Here is a 25,943-nt window from a genome sequence, read left to right on the forward strand (position 1 = left end):
ACAGAATGCAATCACCAATCGGAATGTATTTAAATTCCTCTGTTTTGACATGGTAAACTTCTTCTTCACGTTGAGTGAAGTTTGAAGCTCTATTAGCTCCTTGATTCTGAATTGGGGATGTATCAACTTCATCACCACTGCTACTAATACCTTGACCATTTCCCATTGCCCAAGTTGTTTGTTTATATAAACCGATCTCATCTGCGGCTTGTTGCGCTGATAATGTAGAAAGCTGTTTAAAGAAGATTTTGAACAAGGTGTTACCCATTACAACCTCAGACAGTGTTTCCAAACCGTTAGGTTTTAGGTTGGCGTAAGTCTGGTAACAAGGGGCAAGGAAGATTTTTGAAGAACGGGCTTGTTCGAATATCCGCCCCCATGTCTCATCGATATACGATCCTGCTTCATCCGGTAATATCATAAACGGTGGGTTTGGTAGCATGTGTGCAGGCAATCTTTGGAAATGTGAAATTGCTGTTCGCATATCCGCGATTAAGATTTTAGCAAGTGCAATTGATTGTTCATTTTTAGCCATCGTTGGAAGCATGACGTAAATGATTTTATTTTGAAGAATACATTCTTCAAAATCGATTTCAGGATTGTAGCTATTCATTACTTGCCCGAATGAACCTTCACTGAATTGTGATAAACGCGCTGCGAGACCTGAAAGTAAATTTCGGAACATATCGAAGTCAAAGAATTTGTTTTTAACAAAACTTTTCATCAAAGAGAACCATGCAACTGTCTCCGCAGAATCAGGATATTCTAGCTGTAATTTGCTTTCTACATATTTGAAAGCATCAAAGTCTTGTAAACAAGCTGTAATGTCTTGGAACGAATAGGGTAAACCAATTCGCTGAAAAGCTGCGACAATCACCTGTAGAGCAATTAAAGCACTATTACGATAGTGTTCCGCACCACCTGATACTTCGGGTAACAACATCATAATTCGGCTAGTTACTTCTTGTGGATCGCCTCTCAAAATAGGGTTAATGCTATTAGACATTGAGGGATCGCCGGCATTGATAATAAGTAGGTCTAATTCCCGTCCTGCCCAACAAGCAAGTTGCCACACGGCGAGTAATTCTTTGTTACTCAACTTACCATCAATAAAGCATAATCCGCCCCCATTTCTCATTTGCTGTGCCATCATCGATGTCGCCAGAACTGATTTACCGGTACCAGTCGATCCATTGATAGCTATATGTTGAGAAATAAGGCTATATGGAATAAAGACAGGTTCTCCAGTATCAGTTGTATAACCAACGCAAATACCATTACCGATATTTTCTTCTGGCGTTCCAACAGGATTACTTGAAGGTAATCTAAAAGGTCGAGCCTTATCCTGCTGCATTATAGGATCGAAAGTGAAAACTTTATCGTAGAAGTATTTAAACTTCCCATAAAAGAGCAACGTTGCGCACGGGACACCGCAAACTATAAGTACTAATAATCGATAATAAATATTTTCGATTAAATATGGATTTGCTGCTAAACAGCCAATAATAAACAATAACAGCATCCATCCATCTTTAGGTCCACCAAGAGCCAGATGGCGCAAATCTATTAGATTGAAATCAGCTTGTATTGAGAAGAATCGTTTTAAGCCATCAAATGTTCCTGCCATGATCACTTATACCTTTTCAAATTTAATTGTAGATTTGCCGTCCAATTGGATGGCTGTGAGTTTATCTGCGTATGGTGCTAAATCTTCTGAAATCTCATCTTTAAATTGTTCACAATATGAAAGGAAGCTATTTATATTCACACCGGTACGTCTAAATTGCCCAATATGGTGTTTTGGTATTAAGTACAGTTCTGAGTTCGGGTCCTTAAGAATTTTCAATTTTGCTTTAGTTGCGCTATCCATACTATTTAGGCGATTTTCAATTTCCTCAAACAGTGCTTGGGCTTTATCTTCATTCCACATTGTCTTGCGGATTTGTAGATAAATTTCTTCTTCTTTAGACTGGTCAATCGTTAAACATTCGATAACACTTATTTGATTGAACTGGTCCTTCGGATTAGTTCCTTTGATTTTGCAACTCTCTTGTTTCACAGACCAGAATGAACCGTTTCCTTTTTTCTGATATAGAGCCATTTGCTCAATAACATTAAATAATGTGAATATTTTGGTTTTATTAATCAAAATATTCTCACTAGACGTTGTATGACTTAAGTGTTCGGTTTTGTAATTTTTGCTTCTTGCAGCGTCAAGCACTTTTAGAATGGTAAAGTCTAAGTTTAAGGATGCTTCATTAATAGCATCACGACTACATTGAATGAGTTGCAGCTTGTGCTTATGGAACTCATTTATAGCGAATCGATAACCTCCATTTTTTGCACGTTCTTGTTTATCTGCTTTTTTAAGTGAAACGACTTGAACCTCACGGTTTATATATTTAAACGCATCTTGGGCATCGTCATCACTATGTTGTTCTAATGCATGGTTACTGATACCTAAATCTTTTTCAGTAGCAGATAGTGAAAACTCTAAAATCTGGTCTAAAAGGTCTGTGTCAGCTTCATTCAATTCAACCATTGCAGGGGAGTTGGTAACTGCCTCTATTGGCTTTTGATCAATGTTTTCGTGTTGTGTTGGCTGTTTACCGGAATTCACCGGTTTTTCGACTGGATTAATAAGATCGGTCGGTAGGGTTTGTTGCTGAGCCAGTGCCTTATTCATATCATTGACGATCGAATTATGCGTTTTATTGACCGAAAGCTGATCCTTACTCTTTACTGTTGCCATGATCTCTTTAACACGGCGTTTTTCGTTTTCTGCTGCTTCAATAAGAGGTTTAATTTTTTCAGCATAATTTGATAAAGGAATTGCCTTGGTTTGACTGACCCCTAAAATTTTGGCGTTGGCTTGATAATCCTGATAATTTGAAAGCAAATCTTTGAACATCTGAGCAGCATGAATGATCAACGTATGATCGATAGTGACAGTTTTATTTTCTTTAAACTCCCACAAAACCTGTAATAGCTCTCCATCACTTTTATGTGAGTATGTCTCTACGGCATTATCGGCATTATCATCTCGAATCCGCATAGCTAATAAGCCCATTTTCTTGATTTTGTCATAGAAAACTTTAAAGGCTTTTTGGTATTCAAGGTGATTTGCTAAATGTGGATATTTCTCTTTAAAACGACCATTAAACTTAGGATAAAAGTCATCAAAATCAACATAAATTAGATCATTCCTAATGATCCCAATACGATCAAATGCACTTGTTGTATTGAATCTATTTTTCTCAGAAAAGATCGAATATACAAGCCTGATGATGTCATTTTCAGTGTAAATGGGATTTTTCTTATTATTTTGATTTTGCTTATTTTTCACTTGTCGAATTGTTTGAGATGAACGTAAAAGTTCACATAATGCAACAGTTTCTTCAAGGGGATTATATTTCCTCCCGTTGCTATCAAAACTTACTGGCATGTTATAGACACTCTTACCATGAGCCGCAACATCTTTATCTCGATGAATATAGATGTCATACATGCGGCGTGCATTCCATAAAACACGTTTATCACGTAAGCTTAAACCGAGTTCTGAATTGTCCAGTTTATTTAATTCTTCACTAGAAAGATTCTTCTTAAACTCTGGGTCCAATGCATTTAAGGCTGCACTAGACCTTAAAGACAGCCAATCGATATACGGAAATAATGCCGCGAAAATAATGAGCTGATAGTCTTGTAAGTCCAGTTGACGTTTGGTTTTAATTTCTGGTGTAGTAGTGGTGATCCCTTTGTATTTAAACTTTGGCAATTCTTCTAGTATCTTTGCAAGCGTGTTTTCAATTTCTTTCTGTACTCGTAAAGACTTGTCTTTAAGCTGCTTCTTTTTTAATTCTAGTTCATCTTTTGAGTAAACATCCAAGCCTTTACTCACTCTATATTGTAGGTGAAAAAGATCAAAATTTACGACTTGGCTAAATAGCAGATTGAATTGATATTTATAAGCCAATATACCTTTATCTATTCTTCTACTTTCGTGATCATTGGTAAATTCACCTGAAATAGCCTTAAAACCTATATTTGCTTCTTTTCTAATTTCCTCTATCGATTGGTTTGTTGTGCTGTCATACGGGTTCCCTTGTTCCTCGTCACCATACAACTCTGAACCGCCTTCATTAGCCTTGAATAAGCTTTCTTCTGAAAAGTTGAACGTTGTAGCATCTGGGGTATCCAGAATTTCTTTTAATAATCGTCCCGTAGACTGAATGTAATCTCTTTTGGACTTTTCTGTATGAGGATTATTTTCTTCATATTTATTTAATATTTCGGATTCAATTTGAAATGCTTCTGGTAGAACTGGAAGAATTTTAGTGTGTCCACCAACCGTAAAGACCATCCCATCTTCAACTACATTTTTTGTAATCTTTTCTTTTGTATTGTTTTTCGTTTGTCTATAACTACTTGAAATAAATAGTAGAAACATAACAATGATACCAATGAATATGGACCATCCTACCAATGTCTCTATAGCCACACCAACGAATGAAACTTGGTACTTCCTGACTTCCAAGATGTAAAGAATAAAAGACCAAAAGCCAATGATGTATAGTGCTTTTTGGAATAATTCAAATGTTTTATACATGGCAAATAAATCAAATATAAAAAAAATATTTTATTATGTTTTGTGGAAAAGGTGAAATTATAATTATAAAATGTATTTAATTTTTATAATGGGTATATTTTTGAAATGTTTTTTAATAGAAAAAATGTTAGTAAAATATTATTGCTTGTATCGGCAACTGCACCATTGATTTTGCCCATTCAATCTGTGCAAGCCAGTGATCTTACATTGACCGATGTAGGCAACCTGATGCAACGTCCCAAATGGCTTCCTGAACTGCCAAAAATTGAAACAAGCGGATTTGCTCCAGATACGGCGATTTATTTGGCACTAAGAAAAAGAATTCTTGTTCAACGGGATAAAACGGCTATTCCTGAACTGCATAAGCTTGCTCAACGTGGTCATGCGAAATCCATTATTCTGATGGGCTATCTGTACGATCAGGAACCCAAATTAATTGCAACCAATTCTAAATATGCTGCTCAGTATTGGGCGATTGCCGCAAAAGCCGGTGATTCAGTGGCAATGTACAACCTTGGCATTCTTTATTTGAACGGACGCGGGGTCCCTCGTAACCTTCAAACTGCCCAACAATTATTTGCGCTCGCAAGCGAACAAGATATGTATCGAGCCACTTTTGTCTTGGGTCAAATGTATGAAGCTCGGAAAGACTGGATTCAAGCAATCAATGTATATTCCAGATGTATAGCCGCCCAATACATACCACAATGCAAAACACGCTATGGCATCCTTTCGATAACTAAAACCAAATTAAACCCTGCTGATGCTAAGACTGTAGTAGATCAATTGGTTGAAGCCTCCTCATCCGGCGACTTAGAAGCAACTTATACTCTTGCACGCTTGTCAGCCGAAGGGATTGTAATTAATCGCAGCCGTGTGGCTATGGTTTACTATCTTGAAATGATGGTCAAATCTCCCAACACTAATTCACACTATCGGAAATTAGCTGCCGATATGTACAACGTCTATAGACCAACTGAACAAGAAATCACTGAGGGTAAAAATAATTATCGTGTCGCGAATGCCGGTGGCATTTCAGATGCAAAACTTGGTTCATTCAGAGTTGTTGACCTACGCAAAACTGTAGTTGAGGCAGGGGGAAATCTTGAATGATCCAGACAGATAGTTTATTCCTCGCATGTGTGGACCAAGGGAAAATTCTTTCTTTAGTCATGCTTCCCAATCTTAAACACATACCTGATCCAGAAGCCCGTATGAGTATAAAGAATAAGCTAAATGATGTATTGGCATTTCATAGCACGCGCAAGGTAACTTCTGGTCGATTGGTTTTATGTTGTGATGATGACAGTCGGGAGGTGAATCTCTATGCAAATTCACCTTTCAAATCAAAAGAAATCAACAAAACTTTATTTGCTTTTCAAAAGTCTAAAAAGAGATTTTTAGCACATGATTTGATGGATGATGATGGTAATTTAGGGGCGATTCATCCCCGTCAACAATCATATCTTGATGGTAAATTAATTTCACATTGTTGGGCTGCTGTACACAAAGGGCATGTTGTAGGGCTTATCTCTTATCCTATTCTACGCAGCAATAAGATTCATGATAAGAATTTTGAGAAATATAAGACTCTGGCTCGAATTGCTCTACAGTCATTCGGTTATGTAGTCGCTTGTGACTTGGTTCTGAATGACGATAATGAATTAGAAATGTATAACATTCATAAAGCCTTTGAAAGAAAAGGGAAGGTACATTCATACTTCACAAGAATCCTCCCTTCAACTAGCCACTTAAAATTTAGTAATCAGGCACCGGCACCGGTTGATAGCGTAAAAATCCATCACTAAACGTAAATTTTTAAAAAGGAAATGTCATGGAAAATTTAATAAGTTTTGAAACCAAGAAAAATACATTTGTTTTTCCGCATAAATCTAGTAGCTCTGAATTAGATATTGAGAGACGTGCTTTAACAGAAGCGTTAAATGAAAACTTAGGAATTATTTATTCAACATCAACAACGGATAGTAAAGTCCTTGATTCAATTAAAAATCAATGTGAAGAAGCAGGAAGGAAGGTGTTTCTTGTCAGTTTTACAGAGCCATCCATACATCATGGTCTTAATCCATTCTTAAATTTAAAGCCCACAGAAATTGCACAGCTTTACTTTAGTCCAGATTCCAAAGAGCATAAGCTTTTAACGGCGGTATTTGAAAATCAAACGGGTCCTATCACCCCAGATGTAGTACTAAAAATAGTGCATCAAAACCATACTTTATTTAAATCATTTTTCGAGCCTTTGCTACAGAACATCAATGCTATCGTTTCTTCAATTAATCCATTTAGCAATATCGACAAAGACAGAAATGTAGATTTAAGTTCAATAATCAATAAAGGGCATGTTCTGATTCTTGGAGGGTTAAATGATGCTGATCCTCTATTAGCTGAACAGATTAAAACGTTTATTAATGACTATTTGATAAAACCTCTATTTTTGAATAATCAGATCAATTTTGAACGTTCCACTAGAACTTATACAATTACATCAAGTGAATCTGCAATTGATCCTACCTTTACAGAGAAAGTGTTTGCTTATGGTTCTCAACTTAACATGCAAGGACTATATACGGAACGCCGTACAAAACGATCTGAATATGAAAGTATGCATTTAATATACGCAAACAGTCATAATAAAATTAAAGGTGATTCTCCAAAACTGGACTTATTCCTTGGCGAAATGGGCTTACCTGTATAACCAAATTCAAAAATTAAAAGTTAGGAAATTGATTGATTTAAACGGGTTTTATGTAATAATAGCCGTACATTCAATATATTTCATTTTAGATGATCTATAAGTGGACATATTGTTCTTGTAGCAATATGAATGGTATTAACGTACCAATCGAAAAAAGCTCCTTCCTTGTGTTTGAGCTTTTTTTTTGACTTTTAGAAAATTGCGATGCCTGTTTGTTACACAAAATTACTTATTAAATAATTATTAGTATGCTATATATGCGGTATATGTTTGTGTTTTTGGAAAATAGTAAATCTGTTCTTAATTGTTTTGTTGATAGTGAGTAATGTAAGATGGCAGCTATAGTTTTAAATCAGCAAATTGAATCCATGGATAAGAAAGAAGTTCGAAATAAGAAACCATTCTTATATTTGCTACCTTTCATTGCGGTTGGGATTGCTTTTTCCCTTGGATTTAAATCCATAGTCATTCCTATCTTTGTCGCTTTTTTTATTATTAGTGTTGTTTTTGATCTGGCTATATCTGGTAAAGGGTCAGAATCGTACGGCGATTCCAATTTTCTTAAAAATGTAGAAGATCAGAAAGAATTTGATATTAATGCCGCTAAGAAGCTTTTAAAAGCTCATAACGCCGTGATCTACCGTATTGATAGTAAAAACCATACTATTCAGTTTTTCATCAATGACCAGAAATACACCATGCGTATTAAGCCAAAATCTTAAATTTTAGAGAAATATATGCTACATAAAAAAATCGTCAATTATCTTATGTATCCCGCAGCATTTGGTATGGCTCTAGTGGTATTCCTTGGGGTAGAAATTATACCTAATGTTCAGGAACCATTAGACAAGCCAGTGAAAGACTTTAGCACCATGGCTGTTGATCTTAATGAATTATTGATTATGGGATTAGGCAATAAGGCTTATACCGGCTCTGCCAGTGATGTTGTTAATTTGGGAATTATTAACAATTGTGTTGCTCAGAAGCAAATATATGCTACAGAGTACTTGGGTGGTAGTAAAAGTTATATTCGAAACAAAGAGCAGGCTATTGATTGTTTCAAGCGTGAGGTTGAAACATACTATCTTTCAAAAGCGATGGTGAATGAAATGTTGGTTGACGGCAGTGCATTTAAACGTACCTATGTGGATGGTAAGTGGCAGGCTCCTTATGACGCATCAAAACAATATAAGTACTTGAAATACACATCATTTGTAAAATTAAGCCAACAAAAAAAGAAAATGAATTTATCTCAGGAAGAATTGGTGGAATTGGTCCAAAAAGAAGCTGAACGTAGTTAAAATATTAGACTAAGAAAAAAAGCTCTATTGAGAGACATAGAGCTATGTTTTATTAAAAGTAGCCATCAAGAAAAGCGGTAATTATGTTACTGCTTTATTTCTTCATTCTTTCTACTTCCTTTATGGAGTAACTTTAATCCGACAAACCCGCCAATTACCATGATAATTGCGATACCTAAAAATATATAGCCCAATTGCTCATTATCACCAAGAAAAATAAACATCAGCGCAGTCAAGAAAACAATGAATGAAACTAGCATCGAGGTTAATGAAGCTAATGCCACAATCAGGTCTTTCTTATTTTTAATAAATGTAGGTTTAGGTCTTGACTCATCAGAGATGGGCATAAGTAGTTCCATATATAAATAAAAATAATTTAACAGGTTAACTGCTTACCCTCAATAAAATTCGAGCAATTAAACAAAAAGATAAAAAATATTAGCACTCTTTTAGAACCCTTTTTTTCAATGCCAACAATTGCTTAAAAAAGAATCTTACATTACTATTGACCTTGAAGATCGCTTAATTCTTTAAGTGTTTTTCATCAGTTGTTTCTTACATTAACTTGTACGGATAACTGATGATCGCTAAAGCGCATCTTCCGTTATCCGTACGCCAACGGAGTTCACAAAATGAAATATCTTTCCCTTGTGGTTTTCGCAGTTTGTTTTTTGGTTTTCATGTTGTTTACTGAAAACTTCATGATTGCAATGAATCAGAAAATCCTTTTCTGGGACTACATGACTACTGTACTTAATCGAGAATCATTTATGCAGGCTTTAGGTTGGGGTGTTGCTCTAATCTTCTGTGTTTTTACCTCGTTCGTACTGTTGTTTGCAGTGTTCTTAGCTCTGAGTTTTACTAAGCCTAAAATTGTAATTCAAGTTCGCTTGAATTCTCTTGCATCGGCTCATTTGCTCATGATCTATGCGATTTCGATCTGCTGTCTTTGTGGTCAGCCTGTATATCAAATCATTAGTAATGTTTTTATCCTTCATGGATTTGCAAACTACTTGATCTGGTTTATGTTGCCTATTGCTGCCGGTATCGCTTACTCTGCAATTGCTGCTCTCGTAGCCGCTTTTAAAGGTGTGATTAACGCTTTTAAAAGCTAATAATAACTAACACTTATTATTAATCTGTAATAAAAAAGCCAATTAGAATTTATTCTTTTTGGCTTTTTTTTCTGTCTAATTCATCGGAAAAAATTGCCTAAAAATAGAACCTCATTTAATATTCTTCTTGAAAATCACTCAACTTTTTATGTGTTCTCATCAGCTTTTATTCTTATCAATTTTTTGAACGGATAGCTGATGATCACACTATGTGATTTTCCGTTATCCGTATGTCAACGGAGATTTATTATGTTAGCTTGTTACAATAATTCTGGTTATCTTTTTTTCTGTATCATCAGTGAAGAAGTATTTAATGAAGATGTTAAAGCTGCTGCAAATGGTGACTGTGAACCTGTTCATCAGGCTCAATTAAGTGAGTTAGTTGCTGCAATGAAACATTGTCGTGATCCAGAAGAATACCAACAAATGTTGGAAGTATATTCTCAATTGTCTAGTGAATCTTTTCCTCATCCATCTGTACAGGATGTTAGAAAAGAAATGAGCAATACAAGAGACCCAGAGGAATGTGCCAGACTTGTATCATGGCATGACTCACTAATTAACCCAAACAATGCTTAACTCTCATTGTTTTTTTTAAAATAAAAGCCTCTTAGATTTATCTATTTGGCTTTTTTTCCGTTTTGGTCCCCCCAGATTTGCCTAAAATAAAAACCTCATTTAATATTGCTATTGAAGATCGCTCAAATTTTAAGTGTTTTTCATCAGTTTCTATTCATATCAAATTTTTTGTATGGATAACTGATGATAGCCAAAGCGCATCTTCCGTTATCCGTACGCCAACGGAGTCTTTACCATGAAAAATTTCAAAACTAATGCAGAAGTAAAATTTGCTGAACTTGTTGAACAAATTGAATCAAAATTCATTACTGGTCAATGGGTCATGCCATTCAAAGCTGCACGTCCACATTTTAATTTGTTATCAAATAAACGGTATAACGGCATCAATGCTTGGGTACTGTCTGTTATAGCAATTCAAAATGATTTCAAGTCAAAAGCTTGGATTACATACAAGCAAGCACAAACAAAAGGTTGGCACGCAAGAAAGGGTGAAGTTGGTACACCGGTTCAATTTTGGAATACCATTAAAGATAAAGCCGATCCAGAGAAAGAAGTATGGTTTGTAAAATACTATACAGTTTTCAATTTGGATCAGCTTGAAGATGAAGATGGAAAACCAGTCGAATTTGATACTGCGACTCTTTTAGACCTGCCTTCTTTTAATGAGCAGCTTACTATGTTGGAATGCATCATTAATGATATGGGTGTAAAAGTACATCATGTTGAAGGTATCGGTAGAGCTTTCTATCGGAGAACTGAACATGCTATCTATTTACCACCAGTGGGCGAATTTAATTCTCAAACTGCCTATTTAGCTACCTTGCTGCATGAATTAGGTCACGCGACTCACCGTTACGTTCGACCAAATTGGGAAAAAGGACCATTTGGATCAGTTCTTTATGCAAAAGAAGAATGCGTTGCAGAGTTAACTTCTGTATTCGTATCTTCCATGTTTGGAATTGAGAAGATTGCCTTAGATAGTCATGCAGGATATATAGCAGATTGGCTTCAAACTGCAAAAGAGGATGATCCAAAATTTTTCGCTAAAGCTGTTAAAGAAGCGACAAAAGCATCATTCTTCATGTGGGACATTCTGTATCCAGAAAAATCTATTGAGCCTTCTGATATGGAAAATATTGCAACAATTGAAGCTTAATAACTTCAATAACTTACTAACAAAAGCCAACTAAGATTTTTCTTTTTTGGCTTTTTTTATTTGAAAAAATATTATATATAATGATTTTAATGGATTATTTGGAATATTAATTTTAAATATTTAATATAATCATAAAATATATTATTAACTTTTTGTAAAAGTTAATGCAATTTAATAAAAACTATACTATGATTTGTCTTGAACAGTTGTTCCGCTTTCCGGCGTTAATGGAGTTCCTAATGAACAAGTGTTTGTAGGCTTACCTTTAAAGTATTGCGCTTCAAATACGATTGTTTGTGTACTTAGGTACATAAACAGAATTGATGGCTAATTCTATCAATAACTCTCTAATAGTCGCCCGTTGATTAACCTCTCGGGCGATTTTTACTGTGCCTACCATTCGTTGATAACAAGTTTTTTGAACAAAAACCTTTGAGATACACATGAGCGAAAAACAAAATACAAGTTCTGGATTTCCATTCTTCTCATTACTGATACTTATAACGTTTCTGGGCTATGCTTTGCTTCGTTTATATTTCTTTTTAGTACCGACCCCTGACACAACCTTATACTTTAAAAAAGAAGCGTGTGATCTCATCGAGATTATAGGTGGTGAAAAGAATGATCGCTGCATTATGAAAGGATCAGTTCGTCAAGACCTTTTTACGGATGGGTATTTGATTAAATTGGACAATGGGGAAGAAGTTTATATCAACAGCCAAGCCATTGTGTCTCGTTCTTTCCCTGTAACTAAGTAAGGTTACAAGGAAAGAATCTTAACAATACAGTCGGGAGATGGGATTATTTGATCTCTAATGTATTTCCTTCTTTTAAGCTATTAGAAAAACCTTGTCCAATGGCTCTACCAATATCGTTATACGCCGTATTAAATAAAGCCCCAAAACCGGAGTTTACATAAGTATAGTTTTTAACGGTATCAATTTTTAATTCACGTTTTATTGTATTCATGTCACCAATTTGATCAGCGATACCGATTTGAACAGCTTGTTCTCCAGTCCAGACTAATCCAGAAAACATATCATCCGACTCTTTTAATTTTCCATTTCTACCATCTCGGACATACTGAATAAATGTATGGTGAACGTTGTTCAGCATATTCTGGTAATAAGTCATTTGTTCATCAGTAACTTTTTTTGTGAAAGAGAATGCTGCTTTGTTGGTACCGGCAGTTAACGTTCTGTCGTTGACACCAATTTTATCCATCATCTTCGTTAGGTCGTAATTGCTCATAATCACACCGATAGAACCGACCAATGATGTTTTACCCACCACGATGAAATCACTCGCAGATGCGATTTGATAAGCTGCTGACGCACCTAAATCTTGAATCAGAGCATACACTTTCTTTTCCGGATACTTTTTCTTTAAAAATTGGATCTCGTTCCAGACCATTTCTGCTTGATAGGGCGATCCGCCGCCCGAATTTATTTCCAGAACAATATATTGACTGTCCTCATTTTCAAAAGCACTTTGAAGGGCTTTAGAGATACTTTCACCATTAGCATTAGTATCAGCAGAAATAGTTCCATTTATGCGTATAACAGCAATATGCTTCCCTTTGACAAATGAGTTTTTAATGTTTTCATAAATTTTAAAGTTTTGATTTAGGCTATAGATAACCAAGAGGGTGAGAAGAATGCCTAGCATAGTTGAAAGAATTTCAAGCCACGTTCGTTTCTTCACTTTATAAGTTACTGTCTTGGGAAGATCAGGTTCTCGATTAAAAATTCTTTTAAAGTATTCTTTTATACGGTTCATACGGCGCATCCATTTTTATAAGCACTTTTAGAAGTAATAACAATAATATTATTAAAATTTAAATATTACATTAAATATTAGGATTATCTTCCGCCGTAGAACAGGTTTTATTGTACAAAGAGTAGGGGGAGAATGTCTTTATTTTTCCACTTGGCAAAATTCTTGAAACGAAATTTGGGGTCTAGGAACCGAAAAGTATGGACCCCAATAGATGATACTACCTTCTTGTTCAATATGATTTTTTATATCCCCAAAGAAGGAATCATAAAGTTTGAAATAGTTATATGCATTTAGGTTTTTGGGATTTCCATTGCAGACTTGACGAATGCCTGATTGTAAATCAGGAGCTTGAAAGCTCGAATTTTTATCCTTTATTTCCTCAATGATTGAACTCAAATAGCCTATCTGGAACTGAGGTACTGGAACTAAAAAAAGGAAGGAGAAATAAATAGTTGCAACAACAGCTAATAGTTGAATAATGCTTTTATTTTTTTGGGCTTTATCCTTGTATTTTTTAATAAAAAAATAAAAAATGAGGCTCGGAATAGCCAGTATTACTAATATAAAGTACCAGTCTACATAAAGAAAACTTATTAAACCTTCCAATCTCTTTCTCAACTTATCGCGTCAATATAAATATTTGATTAACTACACCTAGTGTACACAAAACCATTAAGAGTAATGAGGGTATGTAAATCTTAAATTTACGATAAAACCATAAGGCTGCGATAAACAAAAAAATTAAAAACATCATAAAATTAACGTTCAACTCTGTAGGTCCATCTACGGCGTAAATTGATGTCCATGTTAAGAGCATGACTAACATTAATGTTAGTGGAATTAAGTAATAAATATGATTTTTTAATATTGCATATTTAAATTTCATTGAAGTAAAACTTTTTTAAAATATTAATAATTATATCACACCTAAAATTGCCCAACCAATTGTCAATTAACATTTGCGTGGTGCTGCGAGTTGAATTAACATTGGCTATGAAGAAAGCCTATTTCAAGTATTTATTTTCAACAACTATCCTTACCAAAATTTTAATTTTGTATGGATAGCTGATGATTGCTTTGAGCATTCTTTCGTTATCCGTACGCCAACGGAGTTTTAATCATGAACTATTCTGTATTCACTTTAGCTGTTGTTGTTCTTGTTGTTTATCTTAAAGATTCAATTCTTTTAAGATTGAAAAACGCTCATTTTCCTTTCTCTGGTGCCAAACCTATAGTATTGGATAGTGTTAACTTTGGTTTGAAATACATGATTTATATCCTTATAAGTTGTGTAGTAGTCTCAGCTCTTGTTGCTTTGACTCAAAAAATCAAAAAAGAACAAGCTTCTAGTAAAGTTATGAGTGTAATCAATACTCATGCTTTGTTAAGTATCATTTCTTTCCTTGTGGTCATTGTAATTATCCCATGTGTCAAAGGAATCTCTATCTTGTTAAAAGATGGTACCAATGATCTTTATACTGCTTGGATCGGTGTTGTACTTTTCCTTGCTTTTACATTTGCCGTTACAGTTTTCGTAAGTTTGAAAGCTGAATGGTTCAAGGTCATTGATAAAGCTACAGACTAAACATCTGTTTGCATTTTTTTTAAAAAACCATTTAGAGTTATCTATCTGGTTTTTTTTTGTTCTGAGGTAGGGGATTTGCCGATCGGCAAATTTTCACTCAACAAGAGAAAACGTAAACATTGGTTAAATTCCAATTATTACAAGTTTAGTTTATCTAGTGATTTACACTTACAACTTTAATTTTATGTTGCAAGCGAAAGTGACAAGTTTAGTTAATTAAACAGGTTGTTTCAAAAATGAAACTTTAAATTTGGCAGTAATATTTGCCTAATATTAAAACATCTATTAATATTAATTTTGAAGAATGCCAACGTAGACATGCTTTCATCTAATGCTATCAATCAAAAATCAAATTTTTGTATGGATAGCTGATGATCGCTTAACGCTTTCTTCCGTTATCCGTACGCCAACGGAGTTCCCCTCATGACTAATTTAGCTATTTCCGCAAAGCTTGAATCATCTTTAGTTGCTAATCGTGTAAAAGCGTTTGTTCAACATAAAGGTTTCTCAAAAGCACAACCTGTTGGTTGGGTAAAAGATAATGTTTTTGACCTTAACGCAATTCTTTGCAGCGTTAAAAATAATTATCCTTTTGGATATTGTCCTTCAAATGAACGTTATGTAAGTAACGTTGAATGGAACTGGACAAAACTTCCAAAAGATTTACCTATTACTAAACTTGCATTTAGCTTGGTTCTCGGTGTTGAGTGTTTTTCAACATGTGTCCTTCAAAATGTCGGACGCAAGAAGATCAAGCTTGATGATAAATGGTCACATAGACTATGCAAAACTGGTGTTTGGTATGAAGAATTAACTTCAACTGTAGATTTATCTAAGTTTACTGATGAAGCAATCATTCAAAGTACACAAATAGCACAGCAAATTATAAATGAGATTTGCACAGTAGAGTTTAGTGATGTTGCTCAACTTGTTGAAGAAGATCGAAGCTTTAAAGGATACAAATACGAAGCGCGTAGAATTCTTTCATCTTTATACATGTTGGATATTTCAACTGAAATGCCAATATCTATAAATGATCGAATTGATTTTGTTAAGTTGCCTAAGCCTTACGCTTATAAGACTCAATACTATTGCGAATCGGAGTATTCACAGTACTTTTCTAAATTATTGAATCGTTTGCCTGTTAAAACAGTTGCCGATTTAATGCTTGATTTGATCCCTTGTCAACATGATGCCGGATTAATTCTCGCTGTACTGACCAGTGTAGACAATGATCAGCTTTCAAAAGAGCTTTTTCAAAGTTTGCATCCTGTGATTATTCGTCAAATAGATGAGTATGAGCAGTTGGTACTAAATTATGAAAAGCCTTCTTCTAAACCAGAAGATGTGTTGGCAATGAATCGTAAGATGCCAACTCCTGTTCTTACTAATTATTTGAACAGAGTTTCATGATAAATAAAGCCTTTTAGAATTTTTCTAATTGGCTTTTTTTTTGATTCTATATCGGGAGAACTGTAAGAAAGTACTGGTATGTCAGGAACAGGAATGGGTGGTGGTTTCATCCTGTTATTTGTAGGCAAACCTGCCAATGATGATCTTAAGGCAGTATTATACCTGTCAGCTATTCAATAAAATGCACGAGAGCAACATGAAAAAATCTGTTTTAATTATTTCAATTTTTTTAGGAACGATGACAATGAATACATGGGCTGAGAGCAGCAGTAGTAGTAAGGAAAAGGTTATCGAAAGTACTAATATAAAAATTCAACCAGACAAACAAAAAGATGTTTTCGAATCGCCTAAGGAAGATGTGTTTGCTAGACCAGATCAAGATGTATTTGCATCACCTAAAGCTGACGTGTTCGCTGAACCTAATCAAGATGTATTTGCCTCACCTAAAGCTGATGCATTTGCTAATTCAACACCAGATGTTTTCGCTACTCCTAAAGTCGATAAATTTTCTGAACCCAAAAAAGACGTTTTCAAAAAGTAATGTTTTGAATTGATTCTTAAGATACCTCTTAGAAATTTTCTGAGAGGTATTTTTTTATAATATTTATTTAAAATAAAACATTAAATTAATATTTATATTATATACTGATATTTTAATAATATATTGGTGTAATTCATGAGCTATCTTACGAACAATCCTACACTGGCTGATTCAATTGAGAGCCTACACTCGGTGGCTGCAAATTTTGGAAAGGTTTTTTATCTTCCAGTTTTAGACCCACACAATGTACAAGATGATTTTATTGAATTTTTTGACGATCTTGATGATTACAATGTCGAAAGTTTAAATGAACAATATGCCGGATTTCAGGAAATAGCTGATAGTTATGAGAAATGTTCCCGTAATGATCGTAGAGATTTTTTTTGTGAATTTATCTCGGAGCTGCATCAAAAGTGCGAATTTCCAATGTTGGTCGAAGTTAGATTATGTCAGACAATATTAAGTGTAACCTTAGATAAAAATCAGGAACCAGTTGGTTTTGGCGGTGCATGGAACTCTTATCACTCTAACTGGATTTTAGTTGAAAATTGGGAACAGGCAATTGAAAAGGGGATTACACTCGGTAAGCAAAACTTGTTAGAACATCACAAACTAAAAACTGCTTAAGTCGGTAAAGTTGTTTTGACAGGATCAATTGATAGAATTATTCCAAGGCGCATTATTATGACTAATTTACCTGAAAATAGTCCAAAAGAAAGCGGATCAAATCATTTTATTCTTAAACATCACTATGACATTGGTGATCGATCTGTTCTCTTTTCTCTGGATGGATTAACTGAACATGAAGTTAAAGATTTGGCTGTCTATTTGCAATTTAAGGCTGAGAATCTATTAGATGTTACGATTTCTCTTGATAACATTACCATTGTACAATTCTTGGAACATTATGGTGCTGTTATTAAAAGTCGTGATCAATCGAATTTGATTGATCCATCAAACATAACGCCTATCGAAATGTATTACGAGCGAGAATCAAGAATCTGTGGTAATAACTGGTATGCAGAGCATTACTCTGAGTTCGATGCAAAATACGGCGTTCAGGCAACCGTTTTTTTAAAAAGTAAAAGTGATGGAAAAAAATTAGATGGTGCCTTGATCTAAGGTATTCTTAAATGTGAAATCCCAAGAGTGAGTTATAAATGATCAAATGTCAAAAGTATCAAATATCCCGACCTACTCTAAAAAGTAGCTTGGAAGAAGATTTGCAAAAAGTTAATGCGCTATTTGAAAATAACCCCGAACGAAAAATTATTAATATTGAACACGTAATTTCACCTTCTGAAACCACTTATGGTTACAATGACTATTTTATTTGTGTTTGGTATTCAGAGTAGTAATTTTAAATATCGTATTAAAAGTGATAAGAATCCCTATCTGTGAATAGGGATTCTTAATTAAAATAAACTTAAAAGTAGTTAAACAACAAGTGATTTCGTACATCAAAGTTTTAAACTTACAGAAAATAATTCAATAATTTATATTCAGATTGACCAAATAATTAAATTGAAAAACTGCTTGAGCTGATCCAAGATTTATTGCATTTTCTTCCATTACTTGAGGAGCAATTAAAAGAAACCGCTTAACCAATTCCTCATAGCTTTTGGCTTCTGTAGTTACATTGACTGCATTACAATCTGCGATCCACACTCCTTTTTCTATATCTCGCGTTACATCTACGTTTATCACTATGCTTAAAGTGGAGCTTTCATCACGTTCTAACTTTCCAATCGTAGTATCTGGTATGGAAGTTATTTGTTCTTTTGAATTGTGGGGTATATCAAGCCAACCATGGGGTTTTCCAAACTCAGCTTCAATCTGTCTGGCAATTTTATTACCAATACCCTTGATTGGTGTCTCACCGGCAAATTGGCTCGCTTGAGATTGGCTTTTTTGAATTCTCTTACCAAAATTCGTAATGCCTCCGGATTGTTTCACCAAGGTTCTAGTATTTTGGTATCTGATTGTTTTGCTATCCAAGTTTTGTTCCTTAAATGTCTTCACACATTAAATTCATAAACTGATAAAGCGTGAAATAAATAACTTACATCGAGTGTAACTGAATAAATTTACATTATAGTTCTAAAATCAATCTAAAGTGAATTTAGAACTTTTGGCAATTTTTGACATAATAGTTTTAAACTGGCTCGTTAGATTCAAACACTTATTTCTGCTGTTATCCATTTGATTGAAGATATAAAAGTCAGTGTGGCGAATACTGTAGCAAGAGCATTATTTAAAGCTTCATAAGGCGTAGCTAAATTCGTTTTTAGGAGCAAAGTAATGCCTAAAAATAAAGCAACTTTAATTCCAAGAATTAAATGCTGTTTTTTACTCATTTCAATATTTATGATTTTGCTCATAATTTGCAACTCTACAAATTTTAGTTTGAAAACTGGATTAGAATATTGATCGTAAACTTATTCAGTTTCAGTAATTTTGCCTTCTTCAACAAGACGTTTGAACTTTAAACGATTGAAATGATGTGCAGCCGCGCATAAATCACCATTTTTAAGCCATTGCTCGGTAGAAGGTTCCTTGCCACCTTCATAAGAAATCTTTCCATCTTTGAAGAAATTGTCCATATCTCTGTGATATGCATCAATGACATCTTGGTACTTGTAGCCACGTACACCTTTTAAATTTTTATCTTCACAAGCGAAAAGAATGTTATTGATCGCAGCATTTGAATCAACTTTGTTATGTTCAAGTTCGCCCAGAATAGAGATCAATTGACGATCGAGTGACGGAGGTAATGGAGAAAATTGAATTGCAAAATACAGTACGAAAGTGAAAGCAATGACCAACCCAAAATCAAGTTGACGTTTTAGTAATACTTGTAATAATGCAACGATTCCAAAAGATATAAAAGCAGCCACTAAAATGGCTGCAACTGTACTGGAATAAATTAAGTAAAAAAACGGTTCCATAAAATGCCTGATTGAATTTATCTTAATGTCACACGAACCGGTCCTTTGCATTGTTTGTTTAAGGGGATACCTTCTTCATTAACACGGCGAAAGTATCCACATTTCTTACAAACTGTTTTGCCAACCAGTCCTTTAGGGGTTTGCAGTATTTTAACCCATTCATGACCATTTTGGTCATCAATATCAAGTTGAAGGTAATTTGAATTATCCATTAATGATCAGACTCTCTATTCTGATAAAGACAAAGCAATCGGATCAAGCTCAGATGAAGCATGTTGCCGCTCCAACTTTTGAATAATGTCTAATAACTGGCTTCGAACATTCTGAATTGCTTTACGTGGGTCAGCGTCTTTGGCTGAGAAATAGTAGTTGCTTTCCAATTGGAATTGCAGAGTTGCACTAAAGCAGCCCTCCGGATGTGCCGGTCTTAATTCAAGATCGCCTTTTTCAATTTTCCAGTACCAACCTAGATTTTCAAACACTATAGGTTTCCAACCGGCACCAAGTAGAGAAGCCATTTCATTTGAATCAACTACAGCTTGATCGTATGCTGATTTTTTACATTTTCCACCGCAAGCCGGTGAGCAGTAAATATCTCCATTAAGTACAGGTACCCATCTCGGATTTGAGTCAACCTCGCCAACGGCGGTTTCATCATGTTCATAAATATTCATATTCCTAGTATCCTTAAACCTGTATGTATTAAATCGACCAATTAAGATTGCTTGCTTTCATTATCGTTCCATCCATAAATGATGGAGATACTCATAAAAAGGACGATGAATGCAGCGACAATGCATAAGAAACAATAGAAATAAGAGAATTGCACCGGTTCAAACTTATATAGATACGCTGCAAGTCCTATTAAGATAAATTGGACAAATAATCCACATATAGCAATATTTTTTAGCATGGTGAGGCTCCATTAATTTCTGTAGGAATTCATCAATTGAATGAACTGATCTTCATTTAAGACGGGTATATTCAATTGCTGAGCTTTGTCTAGTTTGCTACCGGCTTTTTCTCCTGCGACTACACATTTTGTTTTTGCTGAAACACTGCCTGACACCCGTGCGCCAAGCGACTGTAGTTGTTGAGTTGCTTCATCGCGACTCATGGTTGATAAGGTGCCTGTTACGACCCAACTTTCTCCATTCAGAGGCAGGTTGGAGGATGCCTGAGGTGCTTCCCACACAATTCCAGAGGCAATTAAACGAGCAATAATCTCAAGGTTATGACTCGCCCTAAAGAAATCATATATCCATTCTGCTGTTATATCGCCCACATCGGGTGTTTTCTTTAGTTCCTCTAGGTTGGCACTCATTAAAGCTTCTAAGCTTAAAAATTGATTTGAGAGCATTTTAGCGGTAGTCTCTCCAACTCCTCGAATACCTAGCGCATAGATAAAACGATGTAATTGAGTTTGTCTACTCGCTTCAATTGCTGCTAATAAATTTTGGACTGATTTCTCGCCCATTTTGTCGATCGTTAATAATTTATCCTGATGTTCGTGTAGATGATAAATATCTGAAACATTGTCGAGAAGATTCAGTTTTAATAAAGACTCAGCCCAACGATCACCAAGTCCATCAATATCGATGGCTTTCCGCGAAACAAAATGTCGGATAGCTTCGATACGTTGTGCTGAACAATACAATCCGCCAGTGCAACGAGCCAGTGCTTCGCCTTCTGGCATGACTACGGGAGATTCACACTCAGGACAATGCGTAGGTAACTGTACCATTTGAGTAATCTCAGGACGGTATTCATGCCAAACCTTCTCAATTTTAGGTATGACATCACCCGCACGGAATACACTAACTGTATCCTGAATTCGCACGTCTAAACGATGAATTTCACCTATGTTGTGGAGTGTGACATTTGATACCGTGACTCCTCCAACGGATACAGGTTTAAGTCGGGCAACAGGTGTTATTGTGCCTGTGCGTCCAACTTGCCACTCAATATTTTCTACTGTAGTGAGAGCAGCTTGTGCAGGGAATTTATATGCAGTAGCCCAACGGGGTTCACGGCTTAAAAAACCAAGTGTTTTCTGTTGTTCTAAGCTATCTACTTTAATGACCATCCCGTCAATCTCTACAAGAAGATCAGGGCGGATGCTCATAATGTACTGATAACACTCCTCTACCTCTTGAATACTATTTACAAGCCACTGGCGTTCAGCAATTTCAAATCCAAATTGTCTAAGCCAGTATAGGCTTTCAGACATTGAATCAAGACCGTGAGCAGGATTACATTGAGCAATGCCGTAAGCATAAAATGCTAGGGGGCGACTAGAGGCAATCTTAGGGTCCAATTGACGCAAGCTGCCCGCAGCAGCATTACGAGGATTTGCAAAAGTCTTTTCACCAAGTTCTATTGAACGGCGATTAATCATTTCAAAGCCGGCTTTTGGCATTAATACTTCGCCACGTACTTCTAAAAGATCAGGAACGTTATCAGCGTAGATATTCAAATCAATAGGAAGATTACGAATCGTTTTGACATTTTGAGTAATATCTTCTCCATTTTCACCATCACCACGAGTAACTCCACGGACTAGAACGCCGTGTTCATACCAAAGTGAAATTGCTAGACCATCAAGCTTTAGCTCAACGTCATATTGAATTTTTTGATTCGGCAAACGTTCGGTTATACGCTGATCGAAACTCTTTAATTCATCGAAGTGGAATACGTTACCAAGCGATAGCATTGGAACAGTATGTTTGATTGATTGAAATTTCTTTAATGGCTCTCCACCTACTTTCCGAGTCGGGGAGTCTTTTTGAGCAAACTCTGGATGTAATTCTTCCAACTGCTTAAGTCTAAAAAAAATTTGATCGTATTCAGCATCAGTGATTAATGGATCATCCATTACATAGTAAGCATGATTATGCTTTGAAATAGATTGAATAAGATTCTTCATTTGTAAGACAATGGGTTCAGAACTCATTTTTTTCTCCATTAAACGATTTGGAAATATTAATTTTTTACATCCCGCTAGAGAAAATTATTTTAGTGAAACAATAAATTGATAAGGACAATATTTATAAGAAAGTAAGTCGGCTGTAATCTTTTCTTTAGGCGTAAATGTCTTTATTACTTCGCCGTTTTTTGGGTTTTCTTGAATTAGTTCCAATTTTAAGGAGAATTTACGACCTTGACTCCGGATAAATTCAAGTATTTGAATTTCAGTTTGATTTAATTCAAAAATGCTCTCGCCATTAACAGTTGCAATAAAATTATTAAATAATTCTTTTGTAATTGGTGAATTTTGCTTAATGGCAGATAGAATATTAGAGTAGGCTGTATTGTTCATTAAAAATATCCTTTAAAAAATTAGGGAAACACTAATTTAATTAGACGCAAATTTGGCAATCTTATCGTGAGTTTTTTCTAAAGAGGATTTCTCTGCATCTTCTTTAGTACTTGGAGCAGCGATGATTTCGTTCATTGAACGGATGGTATCAACTGGAGTTGAACCAGTGAGGTACCAAAGGATAAAAATACAAAACGCTGCCGCTAAGACTAAACAACCAAAAAATTTCACTGCTACAGGTATACCAGTTGTAGAGTTTGGTTTTTTTATTGAACTATTATTCATAGAAATCAATCCTCATAATTTTTCAAAAGTGCCACTATTCTTTCTAAAGAATTTTCAATAATTTCAATTTGTTCAGTATTTAAAGTGGTTGATTCTCCTTTAATTTTGGAGTCATAAAAATTTCTAATAATCTTTTGCATAGAACTTGTTATACGGTGTAAATCATAAGGGTAAATATCCCCCCGTGACTTATAGAGATATTGAATAGTATTTACCAGTTTAGAGTCCTTACATTCATTAATTAATTCAAAAGCCTCCTTTTTCTTAATCTTTGGTCTGAAAGGATTTAAGATATGAAGTACCGGCGCATTGTAAACTTCTGGATTAATGTATAATTCTTGACTCATAGGACTATCCCATAAATGTAAATTAATTTGAGAATGGTAATGCTTGGATCATGGCATAAATGTCGGCACCATCTTCCTCTGAAACGTATTTCTTAAGATCGGGTCCTAGCTCAATCAAAATTTCTTCAATTTCTTTTCCATCCAATACTTGTTGTAAAACTTTTGCTGCAAGTTTGAAGGATGTGTGTTTTTTATCCAATTCAATCGAAGGGGAGACGATAGCAGGGGATGGGGGAGTCTGCACAATATCTTTATCATTCGCAGTGCTTTCGATATTACTGTTTTCATTTCCCTTTTTAGTTTCGCTTGAATCTTTTTCCTCAGAAATTTCTCCTTGATTACCATGGCTTTCAGGCTTTACTGAACTATTAGCCGGTTTGAGATCAGAGGGACCAGATTTGATCGCCGTTTCACTACTGCTTTCATTCTCAGAAGTTTCATTCTCTTTGAATGCGTTTGGGCTGATACCTTCTGCTTGAGGTTTGGCACTTGGTTCAACCGCTTCTTGTTCAGGTTCCGCAGGCTCAGTTAATTCTTTGATAATACGTGTCAGTGTACTTTCATAAATCAGTTCCGGATTAAACTCACCATCAGCATTTTGAGCGTATGGTTTAACTTTGGAGAGCCAATCTGAGTGTCCCATTTCGATTAATTTTGAAATGCCAACAAGGACCCGTTCAGAGTTAATGTTATGCTCAAGGACAAACTGATTGTCTTTTTCAGTAAAGTATTTTGCAACTCGTAGCAAACGACTCACCACTGAATTAGTAATACCTAAAACTTGACCGGCTTCACCTTTTGAACATTGCGCCGCATCCATATAATCAATTAGGGATTTTGCTTTTTCAATAAAATGCATGTCTGCACGAATATTGTTTTCAACAAACTGATACTTGATTACATCGGCTTTTGTTTTAATCAAACTCGGCGGTACGAATTTGAAGTCGTGTTCAGTGAAATTTAGTTTTGCCAATGCATGAAAACGATGTTCACCAGTTAATAGAACATACTCAAAACCATCAGGCACACTATCGCCGTCAATTTCTGGGTCTACCTTTCTAATTTCTGGATAGTTGCGCAATGGGTAGGTAGCGGCAATCTCATCAACTTTGTCTTGATGAATCTTAAGACGAATCTGTTTAGAAACATAAATCTTGTTGAGACTGACTTTGATCAGTTGTTCAGTATTCAGCAAAGACTTATTAAGCGTATCAGTAATACGTTCACCTTGTTTGGCTCCTAATCCACCAACAAGGTCATCAACATTTAATTTTCTTCCGCGCATTGTTTTCACCTTATTCTTGATCATCTAGTTCGTCTTGACGTTTTTCTTTACTTGCATTCTGACGAGTAGATTGCAAACTGGAGATGATGTCCTCAACAACATCACGCTTTTGGCTTTCAGAGATCAATCCTAACTGTTCACGGATTTCCAAAAGGGCTGAAACATAAGCCTCAGTAACACGTTCGATTTTGCGAGGAACAAAGGCATTGCCACCACGCTCGTGTGCTTTAACAAAAAGTCCGCTATATGGAATATAAGTTTTCATTACAGTCCATTCAGAATTTGAAGGAAGGCTTAAAATTGGCTCTAATAGAGCAAGAGCGTAATTTGTGCCTTTTTCCCCACCCTTAATATCGGAAAGTAATAATAATTTTGGAATATTAAGGTTAATGTTACGGCTGAAATGGTTGATGTATTCAAGGGTATCTTTTGTTGCGTTCAAATCAAATTTAGACGCTTTAAAAGGTGTAACTATAAGGTCAACTAAAGGAAGGATGTCATTAAGATACATTTGGGCAGTATCTTGCGAGTAACCTACAAAGCCTGCTGTATCAATCCAGATTTCATCCATTTGATCTAACAGACGATTAACGATCTGTGATGGCATTACATCTTGCTTCGGCGCAACCACCTGTGGAAGCACGTATTCAAAGGCTTTTACCTTATCATCACGATTATCATCTTGCCAGAGAGTTGCAGAACGCTGAGGGTCGCAATCTAAAATTACTACATTACGAGTACCTTGGAACATAGAAGCAGTCGCAAGATTGATGAGGTTGGTTGTTTTACCGCAACCACCTTTTTGCGAAACAAACAGGATAACTTTTGCTTTATTTTGAGTCATTTTGAAACCTTTTGGTAATAAGTAAACCTATCATACGATGGATATAAGTATAACTCAAAAATATGGGTGTATCAAAATTTAGAACACTCAAAAAAAGGGGTTTTTTTGATTATTTTGTGATTAATTG

General features: G+C 35.3%; 29 protein-coding genes. 14 read left to right on the forward strand and 15 right to left on the reverse strand.

Annotated elements, in window-relative coordinates; translation table 11 throughout:
• Positions 1–1,627 (reverse strand): DUF87 domain-containing protein (locus E2583_RS03380; protein ID WP_291593242.1); only part of this gene is annotated, 1,627 nt, incomplete at its 3' end.
• A 6-nt stretch (positions 1,628–1,633) separates the two neighbouring features.
• Complete coding sequence (locus E2583_RS03385) at positions 1,634–4,606, reverse strand: hypothetical protein (protein WP_194596627.1); 2,973 nt, start codon at positions 4,604–4,606, stop codon at positions 1,634–1,636.
• 228 nt (positions 4,607–4,834) lie between these two features.
• Between E2583_RS03385 and E2583_RS03390 the strand changes: the two genes are divergently transcribed.
• From E2583_RS03390 to E2583_RS03410, 5 genes are all read left to right on the forward strand, one after another.
• Positions 4,835–5,719 carry a tetratricopeptide repeat protein gene (locus E2583_RS03390; protein WP_291593246.1) on the forward strand — a complete coding sequence of 295 codons (885 nt, stop codon included), beginning with the start codon at positions 4,835–4,837 and terminating at the stop codon, positions 5,717–5,719.
• Complete coding sequence (locus E2583_RS03395) at positions 5,716–6,414, forward strand: hypothetical protein (RefSeq protein ID WP_291593248.1); 699 nt, start codon at positions 5,716–5,718, stop codon at positions 6,412–6,414. Before E2583_RS03390 ends, E2583_RS03395 begins: the two co-directional genes overlap by 4 nt.
• 26 nt (positions 6,415–6,440) lie before the next feature.
• Entirely contained in the window at positions 6,441–7,319 is an 879-nt protein-coding gene (locus tag E2583_RS03400; RefSeq protein WP_291593250.1) for a hypothetical protein, read from the forward strand.
• A 368-nt stretch (positions 7,320–7,687) separates the two neighbouring features.
• A complete protein-coding gene (locus E2583_RS03405; protein WP_291593252.1) occupies positions 7,688–8,041 on the forward strand; it encodes a hypothetical protein in 354 nt (117 codons plus the stop codon).
• Between the two features lie 15 nt (positions 8,042–8,056).
• Positions 8,057–8,620 (forward strand): hypothetical protein, encoded by a 564-nt coding sequence (locus tag E2583_RS03410; protein WP_291593254.1) that lies wholly within the window; start codon positions 8,057–8,059, stop codon positions 8,618–8,620.
• 86 nt (positions 8,621–8,706) lie between these two features.
• Here the strand turns inward: E2583_RS03410 and E2583_RS03415 are convergent, their stop codons facing one another.
• On the reverse strand, positions 8,707–8,967 hold the full coding sequence (locus tag E2583_RS03415) for a hypothetical protein (RefSeq protein ID WP_291593256.1): 261 nt from the start codon (positions 8,965–8,967) through the stop codon (positions 8,707–8,709).
• Positions 8,968–9,252: 285 nt separating this feature from the next.
• Here E2583_RS03415 and E2583_RS03420 point away from each other — a divergent pair, with 285 nt between their 5' ends.
• The 4 genes from E2583_RS03420 to E2583_RS03435 all read left to right on the forward strand — a co-directional run bounded on the left by E2583_RS03420 (position 9,253) and on the right by E2583_RS03435 (position 12,228).
• Positions 9,253–9,735, forward strand: a complete 483-nt coding sequence (locus E2583_RS03420) for a hypothetical protein (RefSeq protein WP_291593258.1) — start codon at positions 9,253–9,255, stop codon at positions 9,733–9,735.
• A 249-nt stretch (positions 9,736–9,984) separates the two neighbouring features.
• Positions 9,985–10,314, forward strand: a complete 330-nt coding sequence (locus E2583_RS03425; protein ID WP_194596635.1) for a hypothetical protein — start codon at positions 9,985–9,987, stop codon at positions 10,312–10,314.
• A 235-nt stretch (positions 10,315–10,549) separates the two neighbouring features.
• Positions 10,550–11,470 carry a zincin-like metallopeptidase domain-containing protein gene (locus E2583_RS03430; protein ID WP_291593259.1) on the forward strand — a complete coding sequence of 307 codons (921 nt, stop codon included), beginning with the start codon at positions 10,550–10,552 and terminating at the stop codon, positions 11,468–11,470.
• A 443-nt stretch (positions 11,471–11,913) separates the two neighbouring features.
• Positions 11,914–12,228, forward strand: a complete 315-nt coding sequence (locus tag E2583_RS03435) for a hypothetical protein (protein WP_291593260.1) — start codon at positions 11,914–11,916, stop codon at positions 12,226–12,228.
• Between the two features lie 43 nt (positions 12,229–12,271).
• Here E2583_RS03435 and E2583_RS03440 read toward each other — a convergent pair whose 3' ends face one another.
• Positions 12,272–13,249: a S49 family peptidase gene (locus E2583_RS03440; protein ID WP_291593261.1), complete on the reverse strand. Its 978-nt coding sequence runs from the start codon at positions 13,247–13,249 to the stop codon at positions 12,272–12,274.
• Between the two features lie 138 nt (positions 13,250–13,387).
• Positions 13,388–13,855, reverse strand: a complete 468-nt coding sequence (locus tag E2583_RS03445) for a hypothetical protein (protein ID WP_291593263.1) — start codon at positions 13,853–13,855, stop codon at positions 13,388–13,390.
• A gap of 514 nt (positions 13,856–14,369) precedes the next feature.
• Here E2583_RS03445 and E2583_RS03450 point away from each other — a divergent pair.
• The 5 genes from E2583_RS03450 to E2583_RS03470 all read left to right on the forward strand — a co-directional run bounded on the left by E2583_RS03450 (position 14,370) and on the right by E2583_RS03470 (position 17,910).
• Positions 14,370–14,834 (forward strand): hypothetical protein, encoded by a 465-nt coding sequence (locus tag E2583_RS03450; RefSeq protein WP_194596640.1) that lies wholly within the window; start codon positions 14,370–14,372, stop codon positions 14,832–14,834.
• A 423-nt stretch (positions 14,835–15,257) separates the two neighbouring features.
• Positions 15,258–16,247 (forward strand): hypothetical protein, encoded by a 990-nt coding sequence (locus tag E2583_RS03455; protein WP_194596641.1) that lies wholly within the window; start codon positions 15,258–15,260, stop codon positions 16,245–16,247.
• Positions 16,248–16,443: 196 nt separating this feature from the next.
• A complete protein-coding gene (locus tag E2583_RS03460; protein ID WP_291593266.1) occupies positions 16,444–16,788 on the forward strand; it encodes a hypothetical protein in 345 nt (114 codons plus the stop codon).
• A gap of 135 nt (positions 16,789–16,923) precedes the next feature.
• Positions 16,924–17,415 carry a hypothetical protein gene (locus tag E2583_RS03465; RefSeq protein WP_291593267.1) on the forward strand — a complete coding sequence of 164 codons (492 nt, stop codon included), beginning with the start codon at positions 16,924–16,926 and terminating at the stop codon, positions 17,413–17,415.
• 57 nt (positions 17,416–17,472) lie between these two features.
• On the forward strand, positions 17,473–17,910 hold the full coding sequence (locus tag E2583_RS03470; RefSeq protein ID WP_291593269.1) for a hypothetical protein: 438 nt from the start codon (positions 17,473–17,475) through the stop codon (positions 17,908–17,910).
• Positions 17,911–18,276: 366 nt separating this feature from the next.
• Here the strand turns inward: E2583_RS03470 and E2583_RS03475 are convergent, their stop codons facing one another.
• The 10 genes from E2583_RS03475 to E2583_RS03520 all read right to left on the reverse strand — a co-directional run bounded on the left by E2583_RS03475 (position 18,277) and on the right by E2583_RS03520 (position 25,816).
• Positions 18,277–18,810, reverse strand: a complete 534-nt coding sequence (locus E2583_RS03475) for a DUF1902 domain-containing protein (RefSeq protein WP_291593270.1) — start codon at positions 18,808–18,810, stop codon at positions 18,277–18,279.
• Between the two features lie 152 nt (positions 18,811–18,962).
• Positions 18,963–19,169, reverse strand: a complete 207-nt coding sequence (locus E2583_RS03480; protein ID WP_291593271.1) for a hypothetical protein — start codon at positions 19,167–19,169, stop codon at positions 18,963–18,965.
• Between the two features lie 57 nt (positions 19,170–19,226).
• Positions 19,227–19,736: a hypothetical protein gene (locus tag E2583_RS03485; protein ID WP_291593273.1), complete on the reverse strand. Its 510-nt coding sequence runs from the start codon at positions 19,734–19,736 to the stop codon at positions 19,227–19,229.
• A 227-nt stretch (positions 19,737–19,963) separates the two neighbouring features.
• A complete protein-coding gene (locus E2583_RS03490) occupies positions 19,964–20,410 on the reverse strand; it encodes a hypothetical protein (RefSeq protein ID WP_291593275.1) in 447 nt (148 codons plus the stop codon).
• Between the two features lie 251 nt (positions 20,411–20,661).
• The gene (ligA, locus tag E2583_RS03495; RefSeq protein ID WP_291593277.1) at positions 20,662–22,689 is read right to left on the reverse strand and encodes an NAD-dependent DNA ligase LigA; all 2,028 of its coding nucleotides are present in this window, start codon (positions 22,687–22,689) and stop codon (positions 20,662–20,664) included.
• A 57-nt stretch (positions 22,690–22,746) separates the two neighbouring features.
• Positions 22,747–23,055 carry a hypothetical protein gene (locus E2583_RS03500; protein ID WP_194596651.1) on the reverse strand — a complete coding sequence of 103 codons (309 nt, stop codon included), beginning with the start codon at positions 23,053–23,055 and terminating at the stop codon, positions 22,747–22,749.
• A gap of 36 nt (positions 23,056–23,091) precedes the next feature.
• Positions 23,092–23,340 carry a hypothetical protein gene (locus E2583_RS03505; protein WP_291593279.1) on the reverse strand — a complete coding sequence of 83 codons (249 nt, stop codon included), beginning with the start codon at positions 23,338–23,340 and terminating at the stop codon, positions 23,092–23,094.
• Positions 23,341–23,345: 5 nt separating this feature from the next.
• Positions 23,346–23,687, reverse strand: a complete 342-nt coding sequence (locus E2583_RS03510; RefSeq protein ID WP_291593281.1) for a hypothetical protein — start codon at positions 23,685–23,687, stop codon at positions 23,346–23,348.
• Positions 23,688–23,709: 22 nt separating this feature from the next.
• The gene (locus E2583_RS03515; RefSeq protein WP_291593283.1) at positions 23,710–24,996 is read right to left on the reverse strand and encodes a ParB/RepB/Spo0J family partition protein; all 1,287 of its coding nucleotides are present in this window, start codon (positions 24,994–24,996) and stop codon (positions 23,710–23,712) included.
• Complete coding sequence (locus tag E2583_RS03520) at positions 24,983–25,816, reverse strand: ParA family protein (RefSeq protein WP_194596655.1); 834 nt, start codon at positions 25,814–25,816, stop codon at positions 24,983–24,985. The genes E2583_RS03515 and E2583_RS03520 overlap by 14 nt, the downstream gene beginning before the upstream one ends.
• Positions 25,817–25,943 lie beyond the last annotated feature (127 nt).

Origin of the sequence: Comamonas sp. (genome assembly GCF_009360615.1) — a bacterium.
In the GTDB taxonomy this organism is placed as follows: domain Bacteria; phylum Pseudomonadota; class Gammaproteobacteria; order Burkholderiales; family Burkholderiaceae_C; genus Comamonas.

Excerpts from the sequence above, each read along its gene's own strand:
- E2583_RS03385 (WP_194596627.1), bottom strand. The coding sequence starts at position 4,606 with ATGTATAAAACATTTGAATTATTCCAAAAAGCACTATACATCATTGGC.
- E2583_RS03390 (WP_291593246.1), top strand. The coding sequence starts at position 4,835 with ATGCAACGTCCCAAATGGCTTCCTGAACTGCCAAAAATTGAAACAAGC.
- E2583_RS03395 (WP_291593248.1), top strand. The coding sequence starts at position 5,716 with ATGATCCAGACAGATAGTTTATTCCTCGCATGTGTGGACCAAGGGAAA.
- E2583_RS03400 (WP_291593250.1), top strand. The coding sequence starts at position 6,441 with ATGGAAAATTTAATAAGTTTTGAAACCAAGAAAAATACATTTGTTTTT.
- E2583_RS03405 (WP_291593252.1), top strand. The coding sequence starts at position 7,688 with ATGGATAAGAAAGAAGTTCGAAATAAGAAACCATTCTTATATTTGCTA.
- E2583_RS03410 (WP_291593254.1), top strand. The coding sequence starts at position 8,057 with ATGCTACATAAAAAAATCGTCAATTATCTTATGTATCCCGCAGCATTT.
- E2583_RS03415 (WP_291593256.1), bottom strand. The coding sequence starts at position 8,967 with ATGCCCATCTCTGATGAGTCAAGACCTAAACCTACATTTATTAAAAAT.
- E2583_RS03420 (WP_291593258.1), top strand. The coding sequence starts at position 9,253 with ATGAAATATCTTTCCCTTGTGGTTTTCGCAGTTTGTTTTTTGGTTTTC.
- E2583_RS03425 (WP_194596635.1), top strand. The coding sequence starts at position 9,985 with ATGTTAGCTTGTTACAATAATTCTGGTTATCTTTTTTTCTGTATCATC.
- E2583_RS03430 (WP_291593259.1), top strand. The coding sequence starts at position 10,550 with ATGAAAAATTTCAAAACTAATGCAGAAGTAAAATTTGCTGAACTTGTT.
- E2583_RS03435 (WP_291593260.1), top strand. The coding sequence starts at position 11,914 with ATGAGCGAAAAACAAAATACAAGTTCTGGATTTCCATTCTTCTCATTA.
- E2583_RS03440 (WP_291593261.1), bottom strand. The coding sequence starts at position 13,249 with ATGAACCGTATAAAAGAATACTTTAAAAGAATTTTTAATCGAGAACCT.
- E2583_RS03450 (WP_194596640.1), top strand. The coding sequence starts at position 14,370 with ATGAACTATTCTGTATTCACTTTAGCTGTTGTTGTTCTTGTTGTTTAT.
- E2583_RS03455 (WP_194596641.1), top strand. The coding sequence starts at position 15,258 with ATGACTAATTTAGCTATTTCCGCAAAGCTTGAATCATCTTTAGTTGCT.
- E2583_RS03460 (WP_291593266.1), top strand. The coding sequence starts at position 16,444 with ATGAAAAAATCTGTTTTAATTATTTCAATTTTTTTAGGAACGATGACA.
- E2583_RS03465 (WP_291593267.1), top strand. The coding sequence starts at position 16,924 with ATGAGCTATCTTACGAACAATCCTACACTGGCTGATTCAATTGAGAGC.
- E2583_RS03470 (WP_291593269.1), top strand. The coding sequence starts at position 17,473 with ATGACTAATTTACCTGAAAATAGTCCAAAAGAAAGCGGATCAAATCAT.
- E2583_RS03480 (WP_291593271.1), bottom strand. The coding sequence starts at position 19,169 with ATGAGCAAAATCATAAATATTGAAATGAGTAAAAAACAGCATTTAATT.
- E2583_RS03485 (WP_291593273.1), bottom strand. The coding sequence starts at position 19,736 with ATGGAACCGTTTTTTTACTTAATTTATTCCAGTACAGTTGCAGCCATT.
- E2583_RS03490 (WP_291593275.1), bottom strand. The coding sequence starts at position 20,410 with ATGAATATTTATGAACATGATGAAACCGCCGTTGGCGAGGTTGACTCA.
- ligA (WP_291593277.1), bottom strand. The coding sequence starts at position 22,689 with ATGAGTTCTGAACCCATTGTCTTACAAATGAAGAATCTTATTCAATCT.
- E2583_RS03500 (WP_194596651.1), bottom strand. The coding sequence starts at position 23,055 with ATGAACAATACAGCCTACTCTAATATTCTATCTGCCATTAAGCAAAAT.
- E2583_RS03505 (WP_291593279.1), bottom strand. The coding sequence starts at position 23,340 with ATGAATAATAGTTCAATAAAAAAACCAAACTCTACAACTGGTATACCT.
- E2583_RS03510 (WP_291593281.1), bottom strand. The coding sequence starts at position 23,687 with ATGAGTCAAGAATTATACATTAATCCAGAAGTTTACAATGCGCCGGTA.
- E2583_RS03515 (WP_291593283.1), bottom strand. The coding sequence starts at position 24,996 with ATGATCAAGAATAAGGTGAAAACAATGCGCGGAAGAAAATTAAATGTT.
- E2583_RS03520 (WP_194596655.1), bottom strand. The coding sequence starts at position 25,816 with ATGACTCAAAATAAAGCAAAAGTTATCCTGTTTGTTTCGCAAAAAGGT.